We start from the raw sequence: 22846 nt of genomic DNA, 5'->3' as shown, positions 1-22846 counted from the left end.
TCGTCATTTAAAAAGTGACTTATTTCCGGCAAATGGAGCATCTGGGAATCATTGCCCGTCCATAGGACGGGTTCGGTTAAAAACACATTATCATGATACTACGTGGCGCAGAGAAGCTCCCTTCTTTAAGGTCTCCAAGCTATTGGACATCTTTATAAATCAGCATTTCGCGGTACACTACATGATGGGAAGTTGCGCAGTGCAGAAGCTTGAAAAATTCCGAAAGAAAGTGCCCCAATGTTAAAACTAACTCATTTTAGTTACGCGTAATGTCCCGCGCACATGACCTCTTTGAACGCCTCCGCGTAGGCAAATGTGCCGCTCTAGATCTGCTCATAGCCGATCGTGAGCCCGAGTCTTTATTCCTGGATTTCAAGCGATCACCCCAAGACGGCGAAGCCAAGAACTTGGCGCCGGAAGACAACAAGAATCTGTCGAAGGCTATTTCCGGGTTTGCGAACTCTTCCGGTGGTGTTGTTGTATGGGGAGTTGACTGTCGTCGCGACACAACGGGCAATGAAGTAGCTACAAAACACCCACTGCTTGATGCCGGTGGATTCAACACAAAGCTTCAGTCTGCCATTTCTCGCACCACGGTTCCGGCACACCCAGGGGTTCAGGTACTTTTCTTTGAAGAACCTGGAAAGAGCCCAGTTGGATATGTTGTCGTATATGTGCCGCAATCACTCATCGGCCCAATTCGCTCTCTGGAGACAAAACACTATCACGTTCGTACCGGGTCGGACTTTGGTTTCGTGCCACACGATGTCCTTGCGGGGATGTTCGGAAGAGCCCCTCAGCCGAACGCAGACCTGAATCTAATCTTCCACCCAACTCGCCTAGAATCCAACCCTGGTTATTTAATCATTACTTTCGGATTCGTTACCGTCAATCTAGGCGCTGTGGTGGGCGAAAGGCCTTACTTGTCGGCTTTTATCGGGGACTTCCCCCAGAACCACCTCACTGTCAAAACTTCCGACCCACAGCACTTTTTTGTGCGACGCGGCCCGCTTCCAAACTTCAGTGTGCTCTCCTCTGAAGGCTTCCTGCTCACACCTGGAGCGACTGAGCACATGTGCGACGTTGTCATAGAAATTCCAATCGCCGAGCCTCGTGCAATTAGATTTGAGTGCACCCTTGGAGTGCTTGGGGCTCCTCCAAAGCGCTTCATCCTGGAGGCCTCGAAAGAAGAAGTGCAAGGGGGCATAGTGCGAGCTGGCAAAGGTCACTTCCAGTCATCAGATATCATCAAACTTCTTCCTAACTCATAATCTAACCAATGCGGCCTAACGAATTAGGTTAACTCGATAGGTAGGCTGAATGAAATGAAGCCCAATAGTATGGTGAGCGGTGAGATATTTGGCTTCACCATATGCGCACGATGAACCCGAGCGCATCATCTCAACCTGTAGGCGTCCCCTTGCAGGGAAAACGTGAAGAATGAAGGCTCTCCTGGCTCCGGTCGGCCGGGATAGTAGCGAATGACGACCCACGGACTGGGGTCGTTTTGCGGTATCCATTCGAATTGGGCTTTGGTCTGTCCGGACGGGACTTCAGCAACGAGGACGTGACGCCCTTTGCCGCTCAATTCGAAGGTTCCGGCGACTATCGACAATACTCCATGCACGCCAAGCGAAGCCCGCGTGGGCGTACCTTCATAGATCACTTTGCGATCAAGAAAAACCCGGATGGCTGTATGCTCATCCGGATTTAGGATCTGAACGGAAACGTTGGCGCATTGAGTGGGCATCATCACACCTGCCAGCGTGAAAAACAGAAAAGCGCGTGCCGCCTGGATCATGCCGTGCTTGCTCATGCTCAGGAGCGCAACTGCCTGCGCCTGCGAACCATGCCTATCATGCCCAGTCCGGCGACCGACATCAGCAACAAGATGTCCGGTTCTGGAACGGCTGAAGGACTCACGTCTACCGATCGCAGAACGGCTGAGGGATTCGTGTTCAACTGACTGGCGTCACAGCCTTCGATGGTGCAGATCGCGAAAATGTCAACGCCGGAAAGCAAAGCGCGCTCGCCAAAGTTAAAACCAGGAAGAGCAAGGGACGTGTTGTTGAAAATGCCGCCATTGGCTGTGCCATCTATATGCGTCCCGATGACAGGAATATCAAACGGAGACCCCAACCCACTAACCAACGTCGGCACGGTTAGAATATCTCCGGCTCCGTTAATCACGGAAGTATAGCGAGTATTACTCGCATTACTGGCATCAAACCCCAGTGCATGCTCCATCTCGTGGAGAATCAAAGAAAGCAGGTCGTATCTCCTGTTGGCTGGCGTACCCACAGCAGCGCCAAACCGGCCCGAATTGACTGTACCCGACAAGATCGTAAAATCAGCGAGTGTAAATTCGCTATTGTCGGCAGGCGTCGGATCGATATAGAAGGGAGTCGCACTACTATCCACCCTGATGGTCGTAGTGAGGGGGCGGGTGTTTCCATCAAAGGAGTCGAGCTGCGAAATGCCGGCAGCGCTAAGCGCAGATAGATTATCGAGCTTGAAACTAATCGTCATGTTCCAGCTATTAAGGAGAATGGCGTTTTGCCAATAGTTGAGGGAGGTCTGCACGTTGGACTTGAAAATGTCGGTCACATCGGTCCCACCCAGCGTATTAGACAGCACGCCGCCCCCATCTTGGTAGACGGTGCCAAGCGATGAATAATCAGCGGTGATTGTCATTGCGCAAGCCGGCGCTGCGCTGAAAAATACTGTGGCGGCCAACATACATTTGATTCGATTTATTTTTTTCACGTGCGCTCCCCTTTTTATTATTAGCCGTGCCAAAGAATATTCGGCACGGCTGGTTGTATGACTAGCCTGAATCCCCTTGTCAGACCACACAGGCACCGGCATATTGCTATGAAGGCACGAGCGTGTCGTCTAATGAAGCAAGATACGCGCCAGATGTCACACTCTTAGTCGAGAACCTCAGTGATATATACCTTTCCAGCATTGGAAGGCCCATGGGGTCTACACAGGGTAGGCGCCGTGTGGCGACCAAATGTAAAATTTTCTGACAAGCCTGTGTTCAACTCACCAGCTCATGGTTTCTATATTTAATATAAATTAATCATGGTATTAAGTAGACAAACACGCATGTTTTGCCATCAACGGCTGGCCCACGAGCCGTAAAATACCCGATAAAGTTTTTTCAGGCTTAATACTAGCTCCCCATCCTTATTACGTACTAGATGTTCCAGCTTGCTACGCTGGTTCATGGCACAGCGTACCCCGCGGTACGCAGGCTGAAGCCGTGTGCGAGACGAGATCGATCTTTGCGTGGCACGTCGATTTACACCAGTACAACATGGCTGAGTCATTCGTCTTGTTGATTGGCCACATTCAACATTGCATGACTACATTGAGCGAGGAATGGGTAGCACTGGATTGGGGTGGGCAATAAACGATGGAGGATGTTGGGCGTCATTTCGTTAAGCTCAACCTTGTATCTTTCTTTCCGTGATGTAGACGACTTTGGTCGTCTACATCCGAGCTAGGCTAGCAGTATTGATGTTGCATATACAGACAGCTTTAATCACAAAAAATCGCTAAACCACGCACAAACTAAAATCTATTAGCTCATTCTTCAAACTTGCGCGCAATAAGCACGGCATTGCTGCCGCCAAACGCGAAGGAGTTGGAGAGTACTGCGTTCAGGGTTTTCTGGCGCATACCTTCTGCCACTACGTCGATACCCAGGTCGGGGTCGGTCACCCGGCAGTGGGCGGTCGGTGGAATCAGGTTTTTTTGCATGGCGATAATCGCAATGGCCAATTCTGCTGCCCCTCCTGCACCCATTAGATGACCATGCACCGCTTTGCTCGAGCTAACCGGCAAGGTGTGCAAATGCTCGCTAAAGACCGTACGTAATGATTCCGCTTCAACGGCATCGCCAGCCAGCGTTCCGGTTCCATGTGCATTGACATAGTCGATTGCGCCGGGATCGAGTCCAGCGTCGATTAACGCATTACGAATAGCTTTGACTTGTCCAGTTGATGAAGGGTGAGTAACATGAGTGGCATCGCAAGAAGCCCCATAGCCAGCCAGTTCAGCCAGGATGGTCGCACCACGAGCCTGTGCCGAAGCTAAGCTTTCCAGCACCAGGAAGGCAGCACCCTCACCCAATACCAAACCATTGCGATCAGCCGAAAAGGGTCGGCAGGATGCTTCTACTTGAGCATCAGGGGTGGCGAGGGCACGTAGCGCATGCCAAGCATGCAAGATACCATAAGTAAGCAAAGCCTCACTGCCACCGGCCAGTATCCGTTCGCTATAGCCATCACGAATGGCGCGGAGCGCTTCACCGATGGCGCTGCTTGAGGAGGTGCAGGAAATTGAATAGGTATTATTGACACCGGTTAGGCCAAAACGGATTGCCAACTCTGAGGCCGCCGCGTTGTTTATAGCACGTGGCAATGTCATCGGAGCAAGGCGGTCGCGGTTTTCCTTATCCAGGCGATAGAACGCCTGATCGGTGGTGGCGCTAGCGCCCGAGCCGGTGCCAAGATGAACGCCCATATCAATCAGCAACTCCGGACGATCAAGCAAGCCTGCTTCCGTCAGCGCATAGCGGCCAGCGGCTAAAGCCAGTTGCGTGACCCGATCGGGCGGCATACCCTTGCTGTCATGGTCGATGGGTGCATCAATCCAGGCGGCAACCTGTACCGGCGAAGCTTGTTCACCAGCAGGTAACAGACGTATTCCTGAGCGGCCCGCTGCCACGTTGTCAAACAGTGGCCCGGGCCAATTGCCGACGGGCGAGACAATACCAATCCCGGTGACGACAACGCGACGTAACTCACTCATTCTAGAGCTTTGCGGTAATCTGATCCAAGACATCACCGAGGTTTTTGGGCGGTTCGCCGGTTTGATCAAAACGAATATTGAAATTGTCCTCGATCTCAAACATGTATTCCATGGTGGCAAGCGAGTCGAGCCCGATTTGTTCCAGTGTCGTTTCGCGCGACAATCCTTCGCGGGGAATCTCAAGTTGCTTAGCCAGCATGTCGTATAGACGATTTTCGGTATCGTTCATTGTTTCTTGCTTGACTCCATATCTTGATCGTGGATCGGAGGAGCAACGGACTGCACAGCGCCACCACTGGCCTGGAAAAAATCGACGGTGAGCGCTGCGACACGCTCGCGCTCGTTGTCGAGTGTGATCATATGATAGCTATCATGTAACTGCACCAGACGTACATCGTGTGCCTGTACCCGGCGCTGTACCAAATAAGCGCTTTTAAGGCTGGAAATGTCGTCTTCACTGGAATGTAATATAAGAGTGGGTGCGTCAACATACTACAAATTACGGTGTGTGTATCGCATCAGTTTTTCTGCTTCATGCAGTGATGGCAGAGAGAGGGCGGAAGCGCCGACCGCAGAAATCGGGCCCGCCGCCACCTGGCGTTCGATCCATTCGCGCAAACGTTCATTCTTGATGCCGAAAGGTGAGGTTTCGCGAATCACCATGCGATGCCGTAGTGGTGTGAAATATCCTATCGGACTCAGAAAACGGTACCACGGGGTGTTCCAACCGTCATAGTACAGGGTGGTGGAGAGTGCACCGACTGCCGCAACGGCTCCTCTGCGCTCGGCAGCAACCGCCAAGGCTAGCGTAGCGCCCATGCTTAAACCGCATATTGCAACTCGACTGTATTGAGCAGCAAGCGTATCGAAACGAATCAATATTTCATCCAGCCAATCGCGCCAACTTCCTGTGCTTGCCTTAGCGGAAAACCCATAGTCTGGCAGGTGCGGAGCATCGACAGGAAACCGGCGCGATGAAGCGCCTTGAGTAGGGGCTACAATTCAAGCGGAGTGCTACGCAGGCCGTGAAGTGCGAGTACGGCATAATCCCCGCCAGGCAGAAACTGGGCTCGGTTGATATCATTTACCATCGGAGTTGTTCTTTGCAATATTTTTAGGAATGTTAGCGAATTTTAAGAAGCCGTCTAAACCATATTCAGGCTGAATATTATTCGAATTAAGCATAAATTAACGTTGCACTTTATCGCACTTTTATTGTTAGCTTAAAATAAATTTTTCCGGGTTGTAGCACATAAAAATCATTGTCGAATAATCAGTTTTCCACCCTTAAGGTTGGTTACGTAACATCATTACGGGAGGGACTGTTGCTAATAATACAGTGCACTCCGCAAACAAAGCGAGAACCCTCATCAACAGATCAAAAACTCATGATATTGTCACGAATTTCAAGTTCTATAACAACATATTTACAAAGCAATTAAAGCTCGGCGTGAAATGACCGATATAAGTGAACGCAGACACCCTCAATGAGCCGAAGCGGTCATTTACTGATCATTCTGCACTGAACAGCTTTAGATTCCATAACGGATTGCTTAACTTTGTCGCGAATAGTCATTAAGGAAACCCCATGGCAGCAGAAAAACCGAAAAAAAAAGAAATTCAATTTCGATGGGAAGGTAAAGATAAATTCGGCAAGCCGGTAAAAGGCGAAGTACGGGCTGTCGGCGATGCCGTTGCTGCCACTCAGCTGAGACGTCTAGGCATTAATGTTACCAGTATCAAAAAATCCCACAGTAGCGGAGGAAAAAAGATCACCCAGAAAGATCTCACCCTGTTTACGCGCCAGCTAGCGGTCATGATGAAATCCGGCGTACCGCTGCTACAATCATTCGACATTGTAGGCAAGGGACACCACAACCCTTCTGTTTCCCGCCTGCTGAACGACATTAAAACCGACGTAGAAACTGGTAGCAGCCTGGAACAGGCATTCCGGAAATTCCCACTGTATTTTGACGATCTGTTTTGCAATCTAATCGGCGCGGGCGAGCACGCCGGTATTCTGGACAGCTTGCTGGAACGTTTGGCGACCTACCAGGAAAAAACGCTGGCCATCAAGAGCAAAATCAAAGGGGCGTTAATGTATCCGGTTTCAATTATTGCCATCGCCTTTATTATTACCGCAGTGATCATGATTTTTGTGATCCCCGCGTTTAAGCAGTTATTCTCCAGCTTTGGCGCCGATTTGCCCGCACCTACGCTCATTATGATGAGTATCTCCGATTTTTTCGTTGCTTATTGGTGGGCGATCTTCAGTATTATAGGAGGTGGACTTTATAGCTTTTTCTACTTCTGGAAACGTAACAAAAAAATGCAGGACGTCATAGATAGAATAATGCTCAAGCTACCAATTTTTGGAAATGTAATCCGTAAAGCCTCCATAGCACGATGGACACGTACACTGGCAACCATGTTTGCCGCCGGAGTGCCACTGGTGGAGGCGCTTAACTCGGTAGCAGGTGCTGCGGGCAACGTAGTGTATTTTGATGCGACCAAGATAATCCAGCGGGAAGTCAGCCAAGGTGGCACCCTGACGGCAGCCATGCAAAATGTAGGGGTATTCCCCAGCATGGTGTTGCAAATGGTAGCAATCGGCGAAGAAGCAGGTTCACTGGATGGCATGTTAAACAAAGTGGCAGATTTTTTTGAAGCTGAGGTAGACGATGCAGTGGCAGCGTTGGCCAGCCTGATGGAGCCTATCATCATGGTGGTGCTAGGCACACTAATAGGCGGTATGGTGATAGCAATGTATCTGCCCATTTTCAAGATGGGGCAAGCTGTTGGTTAAATCACTTATAGGATATCAATCCTGACTGATCTTCGGCACCACATCCCGAAACGGAAAAGACGGTGACGAACTGGCCTAACATGATGGCAAGCCCAAACGCATACTTGTAGTCGAACACCAAGAACACTTCTGCTGTGAGCGTAACGCGACATAGGGGCCAGTAGAATGATGCCTCACTTGGCTTCTGCATATCCTTGCAACGCCCACGGTCTTTGTCTAGTGATAGATTACATTCGAGTCCTGACGCGTAGCACCGGATGAATAATCTACTTCCTGCATCACTCGCCTCAATTCGTGTTACTTTTGTAAAAAATTGCGTATTTGTATCTTGGATAACCATGACAGCACTCGTTGAGTTACTACAAACCCTTCCGTTTTTTTTCATTGTTCTGTGCGGCATTACCGGTCTGCTGGTGGGCAGTTTTCTAAATGTAGTCATTCATCGCTTGCCTAAAATGATGGAGCGTGAATGGCACGCCCAATGCGCTGAACTCACTGGCAATGAACCAGCAAATTTACCGCCTTACAACTTGATCATGCCGCATTCTGCCTGTCCGCATTGTGGCCACAAGATAAGCGCGCTGGAAAACATCCCGGTCATCAGCTATTTGCTGTTACGCGGCAAATGCAAGGATTGCAACACACATATCTCAGCACGGTATCCCATCGTAGAAACGGTATCTGGACTTCTGAGCGCCTACGTCGCATGGCATTTCGGCTTCGGTTTAACTGCCGTAGCCGCGTTGGTGTTTATCTGGATGCTGCTCGCACTAACCTGGATTGACGTTGATACTCAATTACTGCCCGATGACATCACATTGCCACTTCTGTGGCTGGGTCTACTGTTTAATTTGTCGACCACATTTACTGACATTAACAGTGCCGTCATCGGCGCAATCACAGGGTACCTAACTCTATGGAGTATATATTGGCTATTCAAGCTCGCCACCGGCAAGGAAGGCATAGGTTATGGTGACTTCAAGCTGCTGGCGGCAATCGGCGCATGGCTGGGCTGGCAAATGCTACCGCTGGTTATTCTGCTCTCTTCAATAGTAGGCGCAGTGGTCGGCATTACATTGATTATCGCGGCGCGTCTTGGCCGCAACGTCCCTATTCCATTTGGCCCGTATTTGGCAGGCGGCGGCGTAATTGCGTTATTCTGGGGACAATCCCTTACGCAGGGCTATCTGCAACTGTTCAGTATTCAATGATATATCGCGTAGGACTAACCGGGGGTATCGGCAGCGGCAAGAGCACTGTCGCTTCACTATTCAAAGAATGCGGTGTGTTAGTCATCGATAGCGATGTCATTTCACACCAGATAACCCAATCCGGTGGCATAGCCATCGCTGCGATCCGCACGGCATTCGGAGACGACTATATTGATACGAGCGGCGCATTGAACAGGGTGCTCATGCGTCAATTGATATTTTCTGATCATGCCGCCAAGCTGAAGCTGGAAGCTATTCTGCACCCGCTTATCCGCGCGCAAATTCTGGTGCAGGTCGACGATGCCAATATTAACAACACCCTTGCATCTCCCTATCTGTTGCTGGTCATTCCACTATTATTTGAAACGCTTAACTACCGCGAGTTGGTGCAACGCACATTGGTAGTGGACTGTGCGGAAACCACTCAAGTCGCACGCACCATGCAGCGTAGCGGTCTGGATGAGCAAACAGTGCGTACCATCATGGCATCTCAAATCACGCGTGCCGAACGGCTACGGCTGGCTGATGAGATCATTCAAAATGATGGCAATCTGGATATTTTACGGGAGCAGATAACCAAACTGCATCAACACTATCTAGCCATTTCCTCAGGAATTGGTTGACGATATAGAGTGACCATAATATATTGACCACTTTTTAACGAAACTCATCCTCATTCTACTAGCATTGTGATTAGCTATGATTTCCCTCTCAATGAACGACTGCGCACACTACTGCGCCTAGAGGATCTTTATGCCAAGTTGCTATGTTTTACAGAAAGATCAAGCGCTATTGATCATCACGCCGCTTTGGGCGTACTGTTAGAAGTTCTTGAAGTCGCTAGCCGTTCCGACTTGAAATCTGATTTGTTGCAAGAATTAGAACGCCAAAAACGACAACTTTCTGCTTTACACAACAATCCAGAAATTTCAGAACAAGCACTGGATGCGGTTCTTGATGAAATTGAAAGTGCCAGTAGCGGCGTGCTAAACATGAGTGGCAAGGTGGGTCAACACTTGCGCGAAAACGAATGGTTAATGGGCATCAAGCAGCGTACTGGCATCCCTGGCGGAACCTGCGAATTTGACTTGCCATCCTACCATCACTGGCTCCATCAGGATGCCATGTTGCGGCGCAATTACCTGAAGACTTGGCTAACTCCCATGCTGCCCATACGCGATGGTCTTGCAATCATCCTCAAGCTGTTACGCGAAAGTGGAAAAGCGTACCATTACATTGCCCAGCAGGGTAACTTCCAGCAAATGCAATGTGGCCGCGTGGCACAAATGCTGCGTGTCAGCTTGGACAAAACGCTACCGTGCGTTCCTGAAGTCGGCGCCAACAAATACATGCTTAATATTCGCTTTATTGCTGCTGATTATGTAGGCAAAAGCGCTTTATACGATCAGGACGTGGCGTTCAACCTTACTTTCTGCTCTTTGTAATTGCGCTTGTCGATTTAATGGCTAACGCTCGCCTCTCACAAATGGGAGAGGAACTGGAGATGATCTTTAGTCCATTTATTTGAAAACAGGAATACGCCATGATGAAGAAAACAACTATTGTCACTTGTCCACAATGTAAAAAAGAAGTGACGTGGAGCAATGAAAGTCCCTATCGCCCATTTTGTAGCGAACGCTGCAAATTAATTGACTTGGGTCAGTGGGCCACAGAAAGTTATCGCATCCCACAGTCCGAAAGTAGCTCGGAAGAAGAGCCTTCTCACCACGCCTGATGCAACATCGCAATGCCATGCGCACCATGCTGCCAGGCCTTTTCCATGTCGTCATAACATAATCCACCCAGCGCATATACCGGAATGCCCGAATTTGCTGCTATCGACGCAAATGATTGCCAGCCTAAATGTGTTGCACCGGGATGACTGCGAGTGGGCAATACAGGGCTCAGCACCACGAAATCGAAGCCCAGATTATTGGCTTGTTGTAATTCCTCGGCGTTGTGACAGGATGCCGCACACCAAGTAAAATTGGGACGTGAAGTACACGCAGCAAGCTGGATACTATTCAAATGCACACCGTCTGCGCCAATTTCGTTAGCCAGCTCAATGTCACTGTTAATCAGCACCTGTGCGCCAAATGTGTGTGCCAGTTTCACCGCCCGTAAAGACAATTCACGCATCGTTTCGCGCGATAAAGCAGGCTCGCGCATCTGCACCAACTTCAAGCCATTTTCTAGCGCAACCTGTAAACGTTCCAGAAACTTTTCACAACCCAACTTGGCAGCGTTACTGATGGCATACAAAGGCGGCAATTGGAGCGCACGGAAAACAAATGTATTGGCCGGAAGCACTGGGGATACTGTCAAATTGGAAGAGGTTTGCCAACTCAGTTGTTGATTTTCTTTGCCATGAAGTTCACCCTGCCATTCGGTAATACGAAAGAAATTCAGTCGCACCGTAGCGTGGGTATAAATGTGCAAGCGTGTCAGCCAAGAATAGGCACCCGCAATTTTAATGCCTAACTCTTCGTTCAACTCTCGTTCCAACGCATGCAGCAGCGTTTCGCCCACTTCAACTTTGCCGCCCGGAAACTCCCAGTAGCCTGCGTAAGGCTTGCCTTCCGGCCGCTGCGCCAGCAGGAAACTGCTATATGTGAATTGCCCTCGCAAGGTGTACCCCGCAGTGGGCGCATTTGCTTCACTGTTAACCTCGCGCAACAACACGCCAACGGCAATTTCAATCACGCAAGAATTCATATATTGTGGGCCGCGTTGCATGCGGTCATCCAATAATTACCAAGGAATTTCCTGGCCGTCATAACTAAAGAATTTTCCTAAGTCGGCCATTGAAAGGTTGCTTATCACATGTCGCATGCCTGAAACGCTTTGCTCGATAGAGATCAAAGCGTTCGGCCCACCCATATCAGTTTTGACCCAACCCGGATGAATTACTATCGAAATGATTCCGGCAGGCTGCAGATCAATTGCAAGGCTCTTTACGACCATATTTAGTGCTGTTTTGCTTGAACGATAAAGGTAATTCCCACCTCCGCTATTGTCCTCAATGCTACCCATTTTGCTAGTTATGGCCACAAAAGTTTTTTGCTCACTGCGAGCGAGTTGGGCGGCAAATGTTTCGGCCATTTTGAGTGGCGCCATGGTATTGATGCGGAATATCTGCATCCATTCCGCATAATCGGTATGACCGAAACTATTAACGCCCGATTTCGGATAGATACCCGCATTGTTAATGAGCAGGTCGATAGATTCATCTGACAGATCTTGGGCCAAGCGCTCAATCTGCGCATGGTCAGAGACATCAAGAGCCAGAACTTTTATAAACTCAGGATATTGGGCCGCCAGTTTATTGAGCTCATCCGATTTTTCTGGATTCCGACTACAAGCCAAAACACTCCAGCCATCCGCGGCATATTGCCTGGAAAACTCCAGTCCGATCCCACGGTTAGCGCCAGTTATCAATATGGTTTTCATTATTGCCCTCAATATTTATTACAATACGCTGTATCTCTTTGATGTTGTCTCTACAACAAGGAAGTAAATTCATGTCATAAGATGACATTTTAACTTTCTACATGAATAAGTGATGACGAATGATTCATCTGAAACGTTATTGGCCCAAATTCAGAAGTTGCCGTTGTTGAGGCGTGCAAGAAATAATTTCGGTAAATTGATTGGTTCGCTTGAAAGGGGAGTGATGAATTTATTGTGGAGTTGCCGAGTAGCCTGAATAAACTATTTGATTCCATCGTCTCCAGGTTTCTCAGATATTTTGTTCACCTCGCTCCTGATCACCTCTCCCTCAATCACATCACCCTCGAATACAACATCGCTTGGGGAATATTGACGCATTTGTTTTCTCAGGTCACGGGTTCTCCACCATAGATAACCCCATGCCATTGCGCCGACAACCAAGATGACCACAAATAACAGCACAGAAAACATCAAGGCCAAACCAATCAGAACAATGGATACAACAATCTTGGCAACCTTGCTCAACAGGCTGGGTGACTTTGTAGTGATATATATTGGGTTTTCCATTTTTTCTTCAATGTACGTAGGAATTATTTGCGGCAGATGTGTGCCTATCCGTTGCAGTGTCTTAATGATAACAAGTGTAGCTGCCCTTGTAGACCACTTCCACTATTTCAAATCTGCTTCCCAAGCATTGCCATAGATTTTTCCGTTGCGCGACAAGATAAACATTTGGTACATACTGATAAACCACATTATGGTTGCTGCAACGCTGTAACCAAAGCCGCCAATAAGCGTGAGCCATGCAAAGTTGGGATTCCATTTCGTAAGCCACCACGAGAAAATATCTACGATCAGAAAGGCGAAGGGAATGGCAATGGCTGAAATTTTCAACCATTTTGGTATGCCTGCCGCAAAGCTGAAAATAAATCCCACAAAAAAGAAAATGAAGCTGATCCCGAATAAATGAATGTGCGACGATCTGGTCAGAGTTTGAATGCTTGCGCCTTCGTCGATCGTGGCTACCTTTTTGACCTCCTCATACTTGCTAAAATCAGGAATGCCAGGAACAGAACCATGGCACTGTACACAATATTGTTTAAAAGTATCCTTGAAGTGCAGCTCCCATTCTGTCTCAGGTGCCCCGTTGCGAACCCATTTAATGATGTCGAGACGTGCTTCTGGCGTACCCATCTCTTTCATAGACCCATTGAGCTTACTTTCAAGCGTGCTCCCACTCCGATTTCCATAATAGCTGTAGACGATGTCATCCAAGGAAAGCCCTGGCTTGCCATCTGCCATGCCGTGTGTCTGCATGATCTGTAGGCCAGCCATACATAAACCCAACCCAATCGCGAGCAGGTATCCGGAAAAAAGCACTTTGACGGGTGTCGGTAGATTAGGCAGATTTAACCAAGCCAAATCCGGGGGGATTGATTTCATTTCACCACCTCTTTTCTTTCTTTTTTAAAACAGAAAAGAAAAATATATGTCCAATTTTTATTGATCAACTTGCTATTGCCCGTACTCTCTGACCTTTGCCTTATCTACTAAAACGCGTGCAACTCTGATACGAGTTTAGTATTGAATTTCATCCACCTAGAATATATAAGATCAAAAATAGAATACCATTAAATTTTGGGGTCACCCAGTTATTCTCCCTCGTCTAAACTACCCTTTGATGACTCAATAATTACGATAAATTTGATCTTCTCAAAGAATGTTATAAGCCAAGCTGACTGTATTCCGACCTCTTCAATAACTGAGAAGTAATACTCAGCAACATCTGGTTCACGGTGAGCGTACGTCAGTTGCGTTAAGAACTCCTCGGGCATCCGATATTTCATTACATCCGCCCAGACATGCGACTCGGGCACAGCCGACAGAATGTTATGGTAATGACTTAGCCCGCGAACGATTTTTTTGACGACACGAATGACTCTCGGATCTTTCCCGGGATAGACCATGGGTTTGGATTTGCCATCAATTTCGACTGGTTGCCAAGTATTGACAATATCTTGGATGCGACGGGGGCCATCAACTTGCTTGAAGCTGCGTTGAATCGTTGTGTTCCAGAGTTCGTCGCGACAGTCATTTGGCTCGCCCGCCAATGACAGGATGTTTCGAAAATGTGCTTCATCATCTGCCCACCCGTTATTGCACAAATTGCAGGATTGGATGGTCAGGCGTTGTACTTTCGACATCGCTTTCGATTCTGGATACAAGCACTTGGGGAAAACATGTTCCTTGTCGGTGGCATCACGCTCTCCACAATATGCGCACAGTTTCTTGCTCACGATTCATCCCTTTGCGCTTCTTGGCTAACGTAAAGTTGACATCCTAAAAAATGCCGACAAACTTTTTGCATTGCCTCGCGTTGATCTGACCTGGCCCTGTTGCTGCTCTACGTCATCGGTACGTATATATATCACCATATTTAACGTGTTTTTTACTTAACCGAGTGCCATGAGAGTCTAGCCTCATTTATTTTACACAAGCAGGAATGCCGCCGCACATTTGAGCCATGCGACCTGCCGAAGACAGGTCGCTTGTACGAAGGGTTAATCGGCATTGTGTGATCGCTCAAAATGCACTCTTCACTACACCACCATCAGCGCGCAGCGCGGCACCAGTAGTTGCCGACGATAGAGGACTTGCGATGTAGGTAACTAGGGAAGCAATTTCTTCCGGGGAGGTGAATCTCTTGATGAGCGAAGTAGGTCGAACTTTTTCAAAGAAATCCTTCTCGAACTCCTCGAATGATTTTCCCTCTTCCTTGGCAAGTGCATCGACAAAGTCACCAACCCCGCGGGACTTGGTAGGGCCAGGAAGCACACTATTGACGGTGATGTTCGTGCCTGCGACTGCTTCGGCCAAGCCACGCGATACAGCAAGCTGGGCCGTCTTGGTCATCCCGTAGTGAATCATCTCGGAAGGAATCTGCACCCCGCTTTCGCTGGAGATAAAAATGATGCGTCCCCAGTTTGCAGTTCTCATCGCTGGCAGACAAAGGCGCGCAAGACGCACGCCGCTCAAGACGTTGACATTGAAGAATCTTATCCAATCGGCATCAGAAATATCTTCGAACGGCTTCGGCTCGAAAATTCCAAGGTTGTTAACCAGAATCTCGATGTTAGGATGTCGCCGGACCAGCTCCTCTGCGGAAACGGCTGTACTGAGGTCGCCGGCGAAACCATTGACCTGGTTACCCGTCGCAGACGTGAGATTCGACACAGCCTCGTCCACTGACGATTGAGAACGGCCATTGATAATGACGTGGGCACCCTCGGCTGCGAGTCCTGCGGCGATGGCATAGCCAATTCCCGCGGTGCTTCCCGTCACTAGCGCGAGTTTGCTTGTGAGCTGCATATCCATGAGGTCTGTTCCTTTCAGTAATAGTAATGCCCAACATAAATCAGACACCTTAAAAATACCGATAAAGGCATTTGTTAAGATATATAAATTGGCACTTGCTTGGTAATCAGAGGACGCAATAATTCAGGTTGAACAAGAATCAAAGAAGTAAACAAAATGGCAGCGGCACTTTATGCTCATGTATCCACGTAAAAGCGAGCGAAAAAAGACCACTCTATCCCTGAATAGTTACGGCAAATACACAACTGTGGTGCAGGGCGCAGAGTCGTAGCGTTGCGATGGAATAAATTAAACCGGGTGTCACTGCTACCCACGACAAGCGACTAGTATTTCAGCAGATAATTTCGGATGCGACACATGATTATGCCTTGCTATAAATATTCGTCCCCTGCTTCACGAATTCCACCGCTTTTTGTTCCATTCCTTTTTGAAGGGCAGTTTGTTCGTCTACGCCTTGAGTGGCGGCATAGTCTCGTACTTCCTGCGAAATTTTCATCGAACAGAAATGAGGCCCGCACATGGAGCAGAAATGCGCGACCTTGGCGGAATCCTTGGGTAGCGTTTCATCATGGAATTCGCGCGCCTTGTCAGGGTCAAGGCCAAGATTGAACTGATCTTCCCAGCGGAATTCAAAGCGTGCCTTGGACAGCGCGTTGTCGCGAATCTGTGCGCCGGGATGGCCCTTGGCGAGGTCGGCAGCATGCGCAGCGAGCTTATAGGTGATGACACCTTCCTTGACATCAGCTTTATTCGGCAAGCCGAGGTGTTCCTTTGGTGTCACATAGCACAGCATCGCAGTGCCGTACCAGCCGATCATTGCCGCTCCGATACCGGAGGTAATGTGGTCGTAACCCGGCGCAATGTCTGTAGTGAGCGGCCCCAGTGTGTAGAACGGCGCTTCATGGCATTGTTCCAGTTGCAGCTCCATGTTCTCTTTGATCAGGTGCATGGGCACATGACCGGGGCCTTCGATCATCACCTGCACATCATGTTTCCATGCAATTTGGGTTAGTTCACCGAGCGTTTTCAACTCGCCCAATTGTGCTTCGTCATTGGCATCAAAGATGGAGCCGGGACGCAGGCCATCGCCCAGACTGAAGCTGACGTCATAAGCCTTCATGATCTCGCAAATATCTTCGAAATGTTCGTACAGGAACGATTCTTTGTGATGAGCCAAACACCATTTGGCCATGATTGAACCGCCGCGCGATACGATGCCAGTCATGCGGTTGGCCGTTAATGGTACGTAACGGAGCAACACTCCGGCGTGAATCGTAAAGTAATCGACGCCCTGCTCGGCTTGCTCAATCAGCGTGTCGCGGTAGATCTCCCACGTCAGATCTTCGGCTTTGCCGTTGACTTTCTCCAATGCCTGGTAAATTGGCACTGTGCCGATCGGCACCGGTGAATTGCGAATGATCCATTCACGCGTCTCATGGATATGCTTGCCGGTGGAGAGATCCATTACGTTGTCGGCACCCCAGCGAATCGCCCAAGTTAGCTTTTCAACTTCCTCGCCGATGCTGGAAGTGACGGCTGAGTTGCCGATATTGGCGTTTATTTTTACCAGGAAATTGCGGCCGATAATCATCGGCTCGACTTCAGGATGATTAATATTGGCAGGGATAATGGCGCGACCACGGGCAATTTCATCGCGTACGAACTGGGGCGTAATTTCGGCCGGAATGCTGGCGCCGAAAGACTGGCCGGGATGCTGACGGCTCATTAAATTGGCCAATTTATTTCCCAGCGGGCCGGATGCCTTTAATTCTTCGAGATACTCTTTGCGACGCATATTTTCGCGGATCGCGACAAATTCCATCTCGGGCGTGATGATGCCCAAACGAGCGTAGTGCATTTGTGTAACGTTAGCGCCCGCTTTCGCGCGACGTGGTTTACGGAGCAGATTGAAGCGTAATTCGGCCAACTCGGGATCATTCAGACGTGCGGTGCCATATTGCGACGTCGGGCCGGATAATTCATCGGTGTCGCTACGCTCGATAATCCACGGCATGCGTGGGGTTGGCAGACCGGAACGGATGTCTATATTAGCGGCCGGGTCGGTATAGGGGCCAGAGCAGTCATACACAACTATCGGCGGATTTTTTTCCGCAGTCATACTTGCTGGCGTGTCAGATTGCGATATTTCGCGCATCGGCACTTGAATATCGGGGCGTGACCCCGCAACATAAATTTTGCGGGAATTCGGTAAGGGCTGCACTGCCGCTTCGTCAACGTGGGCAGCTTGGCTTAAAAACTTGGGATGGGCATTCATGGTGGGTAGCTCCAAAAAAGCAAGGAGCATCATAGAAACAACTGACGCTTCCCTACGACGGCATTATCCGTACAGGTTCAAAGGGTATCTCTCACCTCGTCGCATTGATGACGAGGACCCCTACGCAAGCAAACAAATTACTGTAAATGAGGTGGGAAAGCAAGCATGTACTATTTTCGATACCCAAAGGGTCGTAAGTGGGGGTGTCGTTAATAGTTTATGCAACAAGCTGGGCGATCAACGCCACGTCGGCGACACCGGTCACCGGCAGGCTATGAGTAGACTGGTATTCTTTAATGAGCTGCTGCGAGGTCTGACCGAATATTCCATCTGCTTTAATGTCCACGCCACGATCCGACAGTCCAAGCTGGAGAAGGCGCACATCCAGCCCGCGTTGCAGAGGCGATTGCAAAGCCAAGGAACGCGTTCCCGGCTGCGGGCCATCGTAACAGCCGCGCGGAGTAGCTGACAGCGTTACGCTGGAAATTTCGTGACCGCGTACAACCAGTGGTAGCTCTAGCCCCCAGTAACCCTGATCAATCAGACGCTGAAAAGTATCCATGCGATAGACGGTGGCGCGTAAATCGGCGCGCGTATTTTCGGCCAGCCAAGCGCGACGGGTGGCTACGTAAGCGGCAATCCATTTCTGCTCGTTGACGCTGGAGATATCGCCGATCTGTTGTGTGGTGCGGTTGCTCATTAATTTCCATGAGCCGTGTACAAAGCTATCGTATACCACCGCCACTCCAAGCGGGCTCATGATCTTTAAGCGCTCTGCAGTTTGAGCGGCAGGCTGCCAATAGGTCTCGTCAAAAAAGGTATCCTGCGTATCGCGCATAACGTTATCGTCAGCGCTGGCACGTAACAAGTTATGCAGTTTGAATTCATTATCCAGCTTAAGGTCGCGTGCCACAAAACGCGGTAGGTATGATGCTAAACGGGTGCCGAAGCGGGCACCTGACTTCGCACAATAGCGCTGCATTAATTCATTTAAATTACCTGAGCCGAGTGTGGTCTGCGACCGGCCGAATGTGAGATGTCCCGTGTCACCAACAATCAGTGTCACTTGGCCATAATCACCTAGCACCTCGCCAGTCTCAAAAATATTGACGAGGGCCTCGGCGGTTTTCTTTTGGGTTGCTGTCAACATAATCATAATTCCATAATTTTTGAGTTGATCTTCAACATTTTTTCAACCTAATTCCTGTTCCTATTGGTCCGGCACCGTTTATCCAAAAAGTCGTTCGCATTGAGCTTGTCGAAATGTGAATGGCTTCTTATGCTTCGACAAGCTCAGCACGAACGGCAGTCAAGTTCAATTCGTGCCGGATCAATAGCTGGCTGTACTGAATACTTACCCATCAAATGCCATATCTCCTTCATCCACCATGTCTCCCACATTGATGCTCTTGAAGTCAAACAGCTTGCTGTCCATCAGGTGTGAGGGTTTCACGTTTTGCATGGCGGTGAAGATGGACTGGCTGCGGCCAGGGTACTGGCGCTCCCAGGCTGTTAACATTTCCTTGATATTCTGGCGTTGCAGGTTTTCCTGTGCACCGCAAAGATTGCACGGGATGATGGGGAATTTCAGGGTGCGGGCAAAACTGGCAATGTCTTTCTCAGCGCAATAAGCCAGTGGACGAATCACTACGTGGTCGCCCTTATCCGTAACCAGCTTCGGTGGCATGGCCTTGAGTTTGCCGCCAAAGAATATATTCAGAAACAGCGTCTCTATCATGTCGTCACGGTGGTGGCCCAATGCGATCTTGTTCGCACCCAGTTCTCCCGCCACGCGATAGATGATGCCGCGACGTAAACGCGAGCAGAGTGAGCAGGTGGTTTTGCCTTCTGGAATTTTCTCCTTGACTATGGAATAGGTGTCCTGGGTTTCAATGTGATACTCGATGCCAATGGATTTGAAATAGTCCGGCAGTATATGCGCCGGAAAACCCGGCTGCTTCTGATCCAGATTCATGGCGATAAGGCGAAAATTAATCGGCGCGCGTTTTTGCAGCGTTAACAAAATTTCCAGCAGAGTGTAAGAATCCTTGCCACCGGACATACACACCATTATGGTGTCGCCTTCCTCGATCATGTTGAAGTCGCCGATAGCACGGCCAACTTGTTGTTCCAGTCGTCCACGCAGGCGGTTAAAATTGCTGGAGTGATGCTCAAAATGGATAGGGTGTGTAATGGCGTTCATATTGTTCGTTCAAAGGTTAATACTGCGTCCGCCATCCACCGCAATAATTTGTCCGGTAATGTAGGGTGCATCATTTAATAAAAATTTCACTGTGCGGGCAATGTCGTCGGGCTCGCCTTCACGCTTGAGCAAGGTGTGTTCGATGGTCTGCCTCCGCCGCGTCTCATCGCTCCATTCCGCGCTTTCAGGCCAGACAATGACGCCCGGGGCAATAGCGTTGACGCGCACTTGCGGGGCCATTTCCTGCGCTAAGGCGCGCGTGAGCGCCGCCAGGCCGCCCTTTGCTATGTTATACAACAGGTAACCGGGCATGGGTCGTTCGGCATGAATATCCACAATGTTGACAATGGCGCCGTGGTTGTGGCGCAACTCCATCGCTGCCGCTTGTGCGAGCAGCAACGGGGCTTTCAAGTTGGTGCCAATCAGGTCGTTCCAGTTTTGATCGTTAACATCGCCCAGTGACGTAGGGAAAAAACTGGAAGCATTGTTAACCAGCGCATCCAACCGTCCAAAATGACTGACAGTTACCTCTACCAGCCGGGACAGAGCTTGGGGATCCAGCAGGTCAGCCTGTATGTGCAGCACAGAGCCGGCACGCTCGGCTTGTAATTCGGATTGTAAAGCCAATGCATCCTGCGCAGAAGAACGGTAGTGTAGCGCGATGTTCGCCCCCGCTGCGTGCAGCTTGCGGCAGATCGCTGCCCCCACGCGTTTTGCGCCACCCGTCACTAATACCACTTTACCTTGCATGGCGCTCTCCACTAAACTTACGGCTTGTAATTTAACACATCCCCATCGCTCAATCATGTCCTCACTGCCCTTGCCATCCCCCGAAGCTCAGGCGCATAGCGATCAACTGCGTGATCTGATTCATCAGGACATCGTGCGCCAAGGAGGATGGATCCCATTTTCGCGTTTTATGGAGTTGGCGTTATATGCGCCGGGAATGGGCTATTACAGTGCCGGGGCACGCAAGTTTGGCGCAGCCGGGGATTTTGTCACGGCGCCGGAAATTTCTTCGTTATTTGGTCGGACATTGGCGCGACAATTAGTCGAAATTATGGCGCAAAGCACCCCACATATTATCGAACTCGGCGCGGGTAGCGGCAAGCTGGCTGTTGATATATTGAGCGAGCTGGAACGGCAGAATAGCCTGCCCGATCGTTATGACATCCTGGAAGTCAGTGCCGACTTGCGCGAGCGGCAACAAGCATTGCTGCAAGCTCGCTTGCCACATTTAATTAACCGGGTACATTGGCTAGATGCGCCTCCAGATAACATTTCTGGAGTGCTTATTGCCAACGAAGTATTAGATGCGCTGCCAGTGCATTTGGTGCGGTGGAGTGATGCGAATATTTTTGAACGCGGTGTGGCGAGCAAGGGAGAAAACTTTGTGTGGCAGGAACGTCTGCCGGAAAGCTCAATGTTGCTGGAGATTGCCCAACAGATCAAGGTGCCTGATGGCACGCTCAGTGACGTGTCGCTTGCCGTACGTGGACTGGTCAGCAGCCTGAGCGAGCGCTTGCATCAAGGTGTGCTGCTATTTATTGACTATGGTTTTGGCGCGCGCGAGTATTACCATCCGCAGCGCACACAAGGCACTCTCATGTGCCATTACCGCCATCATGCACATGACGATCCGTTCTTTCTGCCCGGCTTGCAGGACATTACCGCGCATGTAGATTTTACCGCCGTAGCGGAAGCGGCCATTGATGCAGGATTGCACCTGTATGGTTATACAACTCAAGCCTATTTCCTGATTAACAGCGGCATCACGGACCTATTGGCAGAGACCGATTCTGAAAATACTTGCGGCTATTTTCCGCTTTCTGCACAACTGCAAAAGCTAACCAGCCCTGCTGAGATGGGTGAATTATTTAAAATAATTGCTCTGGGCAAGGGAGTGAATATGCCTCTATGTGGCTTTGTATCGGGTGATAAGTCACGTTTATTATAAAAAATTTTTATTAGATCGACTCGTCAGTCAGATGTCGGGCTATCAGCCAACAGGAGAAGTATTAGCTTAAATGTTCGGAACCCTTATGCTTTATCACTCACTCTGACTTTGGATCTATACTGCACCTAAATAATTATTGTAAGGCACTAATGATGAAGTCACATTACCTATTGGTTTTTCTGTGTACGGGTTATATCGGCTGGGCACAGGCGGAAATATATAAAAAAGTCGATGCGGATGGGCATGTCACTTATTCCAGCACACCTACAAAAGGCTCCAAAAAACTTGATCTGGGACCACTGACTATCGTGCCATCCCCTGCGCGTGCACGCAATAACGCTACCCCTCCCGATTTCCTTAAAGTAGATTCAGATACACAAAAAAATCGCGATAACCTGCGTCACAAGATACTTGAAGAAGAGTTATCAACAGAGCAAAAGCTGATCGAAGAAGCTCGTCAGAACCTGATAAATGGAAAAGAGAACTCAGAAATTCTGAAGGACAAAGACGGTAGGAACTATCGAAATGACGCCAAATATGAAGAAAATATAAAGGGCTTGCAGGGGCAGGTAATATTACACGAGAAAAATGTTGAAGCGCTTAAGACTGAACTGCACAAACTCAAGTAATGAAGGATACAAATCATGATACTCAATACCTTATTTCACGCGAATCCTGCAAGGCCATGACTTTATTTATCAACTCCCCTATATTTATCTTCGGGCTCTGATTGCAAGACCGAGGATTG

General features: G+C 49.3%; 24 protein-coding genes and 1 riboswitch. Of the genes, 8 read left to right on the top strand and 16 right to left on the bottom strand.

What is annotated here, in order from left to right; all coding sequences use genetic code 11:
- Positions 1–269 precede the first annotated feature (269 nt).
- Positions 270–1271 (top strand): AlbA family DNA-binding domain-containing protein, encoded by a 1002-nt coding sequence (locus tag MKZ32_RS01270; RefSeq protein ID WP_239795607.1) that lies wholly within the window; start codon positions 270–272, stop codon positions 1269–1271.
- A gap of 125 nt (positions 1272–1396) precedes the next feature.
- On the opposite strand, the gene MKZ32_RS01265 is transcribed toward MKZ32_RS01270, so the two are convergent.
- The 6 genes from MKZ32_RS01265 to MKZ32_RS01245 all read right to left on the bottom strand — a co-directional run bounded on the left by MKZ32_RS01265 (position 1397) and on the right by MKZ32_RS01245 (position 5823).
- Complete coding sequence (locus MKZ32_RS01265) at positions 1397–1816, bottom strand: hypothetical protein (protein ID WP_239795606.1); 420 nt, start codon at positions 1814–1816, stop codon at positions 1397–1399.
- 2 nt (positions 1817–1818) lie between these two features.
- The gene (locus tag MKZ32_RS01260; protein WP_239795605.1) at positions 1819–2766 is read right to left on the bottom strand and encodes a PEP-CTERM sorting domain-containing protein; all 948 of its coding nucleotides are present in this window, start codon (positions 2764–2766) and stop codon (positions 1819–1821) included.
- Positions 2767–3594: 828 nt separating this feature from the next.
- Positions 3595–4821: a beta-ketoacyl-[acyl-carrier-protein] synthase family protein gene (locus tag MKZ32_RS01255; RefSeq protein ID WP_239795604.1), complete on the bottom strand. Its 1227-nt coding sequence runs from the start codon at positions 4819–4821 to the stop codon at positions 3595–3597.
- A gap of 1 nt (position 4822) precedes the next feature.
- A complete protein-coding gene (locus MKZ32_RS01250) occupies positions 4823–5050 on the bottom strand; it encodes an acyl carrier protein (RefSeq protein WP_239795603.1) in 228 nt (75 codons plus the stop codon).
- Entirely contained in the window at positions 5047–5181 is a 135-nt protein-coding gene (locus tag MKZ32_RS15335) for a hypothetical protein (RefSeq protein ID WP_275584237.1), read from the bottom strand. The genes MKZ32_RS01250 and MKZ32_RS15335 overlap by 4 nt, the downstream gene beginning before the upstream one ends.
- Positions 5182–5313: 132 nt before the next feature.
- Positions 5314–5823, bottom strand: a complete 510-nt coding sequence (locus tag MKZ32_RS01245) for an alpha/beta hydrolase (protein WP_338140774.1) — start codon at positions 5821–5823, stop codon at positions 5314–5316.
- Positions 5824–6409: 586 nt separating this feature from the next.
- On the opposite strand from MKZ32_RS01245, the gene MKZ32_RS01240 reads away from it, so the two are divergent.
- From MKZ32_RS01240 to yacG, 5 genes are all read left to right on the top strand, one after another.
- Positions 6410–7627, top strand: coding sequence for a type II secretion system F family protein (locus MKZ32_RS01240; protein ID WP_239795601.1), 1218 nt, complete (start codon positions 6410–6412; stop codon positions 7625–7627).
- A 338-nt stretch (positions 7628–7965) separates the two neighbouring features.
- Positions 7966–8838, top strand: a complete 873-nt coding sequence (locus MKZ32_RS01235; protein WP_239795600.1) for a prepilin peptidase — start codon at positions 7966–7968, stop codon at positions 8836–8838.
- On the top strand, positions 8835–9461 hold the full coding sequence (coaE, locus tag MKZ32_RS01230; protein ID WP_239795599.1) for a dephospho-CoA kinase: 627 nt from the start codon (positions 8835–8837) through the stop codon (positions 9459–9461). Before MKZ32_RS01235 ends, coaE begins: the two co-directional genes overlap by 4 nt.
- Before the next feature lie 66 nt (positions 9462–9527).
- Positions 9528–10283, top strand: a complete 756-nt coding sequence (zapD, locus tag MKZ32_RS01225; RefSeq protein WP_239795598.1) for a cell division protein ZapD — start codon at positions 9528–9530, stop codon at positions 10281–10283.
- A gap of 101 nt (positions 10284–10384) precedes the next feature.
- Entirely contained in the window at positions 10385–10573 is a 189-nt protein-coding gene (yacG, locus tag MKZ32_RS01220) for a DNA gyrase inhibitor YacG (RefSeq protein ID WP_239798071.1), read from the top strand.
- Here yacG and MKZ32_RS01215 read toward each other — a convergent pair.
- From MKZ32_RS01215 to MKZ32_RS01170, 10 genes are all read right to left on the bottom strand, one after another.
- The gene (locus MKZ32_RS01215; protein WP_275584236.1) at positions 10561–11574 is read right to left on the bottom strand and encodes a Nudix family hydrolase; all 1014 of its coding nucleotides are present in this window, start codon (positions 11572–11574) and stop codon (positions 10561–10563) included. The two genes, yacG and MKZ32_RS01215, sit on opposite strands and share 13 nt — an antisense overlap.
- 15 nt (positions 11575–11589) lie before the next feature.
- Positions 11590–12288 carry an SDR family oxidoreductase gene (locus tag MKZ32_RS01210; RefSeq protein WP_239795597.1) on the bottom strand — a complete coding sequence of 233 codons (699 nt, stop codon included), beginning with the start codon at positions 12286–12288 and terminating at the stop codon, positions 11590–11592.
- Between the two features lie 261 nt (positions 12289–12549).
- Positions 12550–12855 (bottom strand): hypothetical protein, encoded by a 306-nt coding sequence (locus tag MKZ32_RS01205; RefSeq protein WP_239795596.1) that lies wholly within the window; start codon positions 12853–12855, stop codon positions 12550–12552.
- Between the two features lie 102 nt (positions 12856–12957).
- Complete coding sequence (locus MKZ32_RS01200) at positions 12958–13731, bottom strand: elongation factor-1 alpha (RefSeq protein ID WP_239795595.1); 774 nt, start codon at positions 13729–13731, stop codon at positions 12958–12960.
- 209 nt (positions 13732–13940) lie between these two features.
- Complete coding sequence (locus tag MKZ32_RS01195) at positions 13941–14585, bottom strand: hypothetical protein (protein WP_239795594.1); 645 nt, start codon at positions 14583–14585, stop codon at positions 13941–13943.
- Between the two features lie 286 nt (positions 14586–14871).
- A complete protein-coding gene (locus MKZ32_RS01190) occupies positions 14872–15663 on the bottom strand; it encodes an SDR family NAD(P)-dependent oxidoreductase (protein ID WP_239795593.1) in 792 nt (263 codons plus the stop codon).
- Between the two features lie 361 nt (positions 15664–16024).
- Positions 16025–17938, bottom strand: coding sequence for a phosphomethylpyrimidine synthase ThiC (gene thiC / locus MKZ32_RS01185; RefSeq protein WP_239795592.1), 1914 nt, complete (start codon positions 17936–17938; stop codon positions 16025–16027).
- A gap of 31 nt (positions 17939–17969) precedes the next feature.
- A riboswitch (TPP riboswitch) is annotated at positions 17970–18070 on the bottom strand.
- 85 nt (positions 18071–18155) lie between these two features.
- Positions 18156–19088, bottom strand: a complete 933-nt coding sequence (locus tag MKZ32_RS01180) for a chitosanase (protein WP_239795591.1) — start codon at positions 19086–19088, stop codon at positions 18156–18158.
- A gap of 204 nt (positions 19089–19292) precedes the next feature.
- Positions 19293–20141 (bottom strand): tRNA 2-thiocytidine(32) synthetase TtcA, encoded by an 849-nt coding sequence (gene ttcA / locus MKZ32_RS01175; RefSeq protein WP_239795590.1) that lies wholly within the window; start codon positions 20139–20141, stop codon positions 19293–19295.
- 9 nt (positions 20142–20150) lie between these two features.
- A complete protein-coding gene (locus MKZ32_RS01170) occupies positions 20151–20891 on the bottom strand; it encodes a pteridine reductase (protein WP_239798069.1) in 741 nt (246 codons plus the stop codon).
- A 55-nt stretch (positions 20892–20946) separates the two neighbouring features.
- On the opposite strand from MKZ32_RS01170, the gene MKZ32_RS01165 reads away from it, so the two are divergent.
- Positions 20947–22098: a class I SAM-dependent methyltransferase gene (locus MKZ32_RS01165; RefSeq protein ID WP_239795589.1), complete on the top strand. Its 1152-nt coding sequence runs from the start codon at positions 20947–20949 to the stop codon at positions 22096–22098.
- Positions 22099–22247: 149 nt separating this feature from the next.
- Entirely contained in the window at positions 22248–22727 is a 480-nt protein-coding gene (locus MKZ32_RS01160; protein ID WP_239795588.1) for a DUF4124 domain-containing protein, read from the top strand.
- The last annotated feature ends 119 nt before the right edge of the window (positions 22728–22846 follow it).

Source organism: Candidatus Nitrotoga arctica (assembly GCF_918378365.1).
In the GTDB taxonomy this organism is placed as follows: domain Bacteria; phylum Pseudomonadota; class Gammaproteobacteria; order Burkholderiales; family Gallionellaceae; genus Nitrotoga; species Nitrotoga arctica.
Note: the sequence above shows the minus strand (reverse complement) of the source record. Positions and strands in the feature narration are given on the sequence as shown.

What these genes read in the sequence shown, in the direction of transcription:
- MKZ32_RS01270 (WP_239795607.1), top strand. Translation starts at nt 270, where the DNA reads ATGTCCCGCGCACATGACCTCTTTGAACGCCTCCGCGTAGGCAAATGT.
- MKZ32_RS01265 (WP_239795606.1), bottom strand. Translation starts at nt 1,816, where the DNA reads ATGAGCAAGCACGGCATGATCCAGGCGGCACGCGCTTTTCTGTTTTTC.
- MKZ32_RS01255 (WP_239795604.1), bottom strand. Translation starts at nt 4,821, where the DNA reads ATGAGTGAGTTACGTCGCGTTGTCGTCACCGGGATTGGTATTGTCTCG.
- MKZ32_RS01250 (WP_239795603.1), bottom strand. Translation starts at nt 5,050, where the DNA reads ATGAACGATACCGAAAATCGTCTATACGACATGCTGGCTAAGCAACTT.
- MKZ32_RS15335 (WP_275584237.1), bottom strand. Translation starts at nt 5,181, where the DNA reads ATGATCACACTCGACAACGAGCGCGAGCGTGTCGCAGCGCTCACCGTC.
- MKZ32_RS01240 (WP_239795601.1), top strand. Translation starts at nt 6,410, where the DNA reads ATGGCAGCAGAAAAACCGAAAAAAAAAGAAATTCAATTTCGATGGGAA.
- MKZ32_RS01235 (WP_239795600.1), top strand. Translation starts at nt 7,966, where the DNA reads ATGACAGCACTCGTTGAGTTACTACAAACCCTTCCGTTTTTTTTCATT.
- coaE (WP_239795599.1), top strand. Translation starts at nt 8,835, where the DNA reads ATGATATATCGCGTAGGACTAACCGGGGGTATCGGCAGCGGCAAGAGC.
- yacG (WP_239798071.1), top strand. Translation starts at nt 10,385, where the DNA reads ATGAAGAAAACAACTATTGTCACTTGTCCACAATGTAAAAAAGAAGTG.
- MKZ32_RS01215 (WP_275584236.1), bottom strand. Translation starts at nt 11,574, where the DNA reads ATGCAACGCGGCCCACAATATATGAATTCTTGCGTGATTGAAATTGCC.
- MKZ32_RS01210 (WP_239795597.1), bottom strand. Translation starts at nt 12,288, where the DNA reads ATGAAAACCATATTGATAACTGGCGCTAACCGTGGGATCGGACTGGAG.
- MKZ32_RS01205 (WP_239795596.1), bottom strand. Translation starts at nt 12,855, where the DNA reads ATGGAAAACCCAATATATATCACTACAAAGTCACCCAGCCTGTTGAGC.
- MKZ32_RS01200 (WP_239795595.1), bottom strand. Translation starts at nt 13,731, where the DNA reads ATGAAATCAATCCCCCCGGATTTGGCTTGGTTAAATCTGCCTAATCTA.
- MKZ32_RS01190 (WP_239795593.1), bottom strand. Translation starts at nt 15,663, where the DNA reads ATGGATATGCAGCTCACAAGCAAACTCGCGCTAGTGACGGGAAGCACC.
- thiC (WP_239795592.1), bottom strand. Translation starts at nt 17,938, where the DNA reads ATGAATGCCCATCCCAAGTTTTTAAGCCAAGCTGCCCACGTTGACGAA.
- MKZ32_RS01180 (WP_239795591.1), bottom strand. Translation starts at nt 19,088, where the DNA reads ATGTTGACAGCAACCCAAAAGAAAACCGCCGAGGCCCTCGTCAATATT.
- ttcA (WP_239795590.1), bottom strand. Translation starts at nt 20,141, where the DNA reads ATGAACGCCATTACACACCCTATCCATTTTGAGCATCACTCCAGCAAT.
- MKZ32_RS01170 (WP_239798069.1), bottom strand. Translation starts at nt 20,891, where the DNA reads ATGCAAGGTAAAGTGGTATTAGTGACGGGTGGCGCAAAACGCGTGGGG.
- MKZ32_RS01165 (WP_239795589.1), top strand. Translation starts at nt 20,947, where the DNA reads ATGTCCTCACTGCCCTTGCCATCCCCCGAAGCTCAGGCGCATAGCGAT.
- MKZ32_RS01160 (WP_239795588.1), top strand. Translation starts at nt 22,248, where the DNA reads ATGATGAAGTCACATTACCTATTGGTTTTTCTGTGTACGGGTTATATC.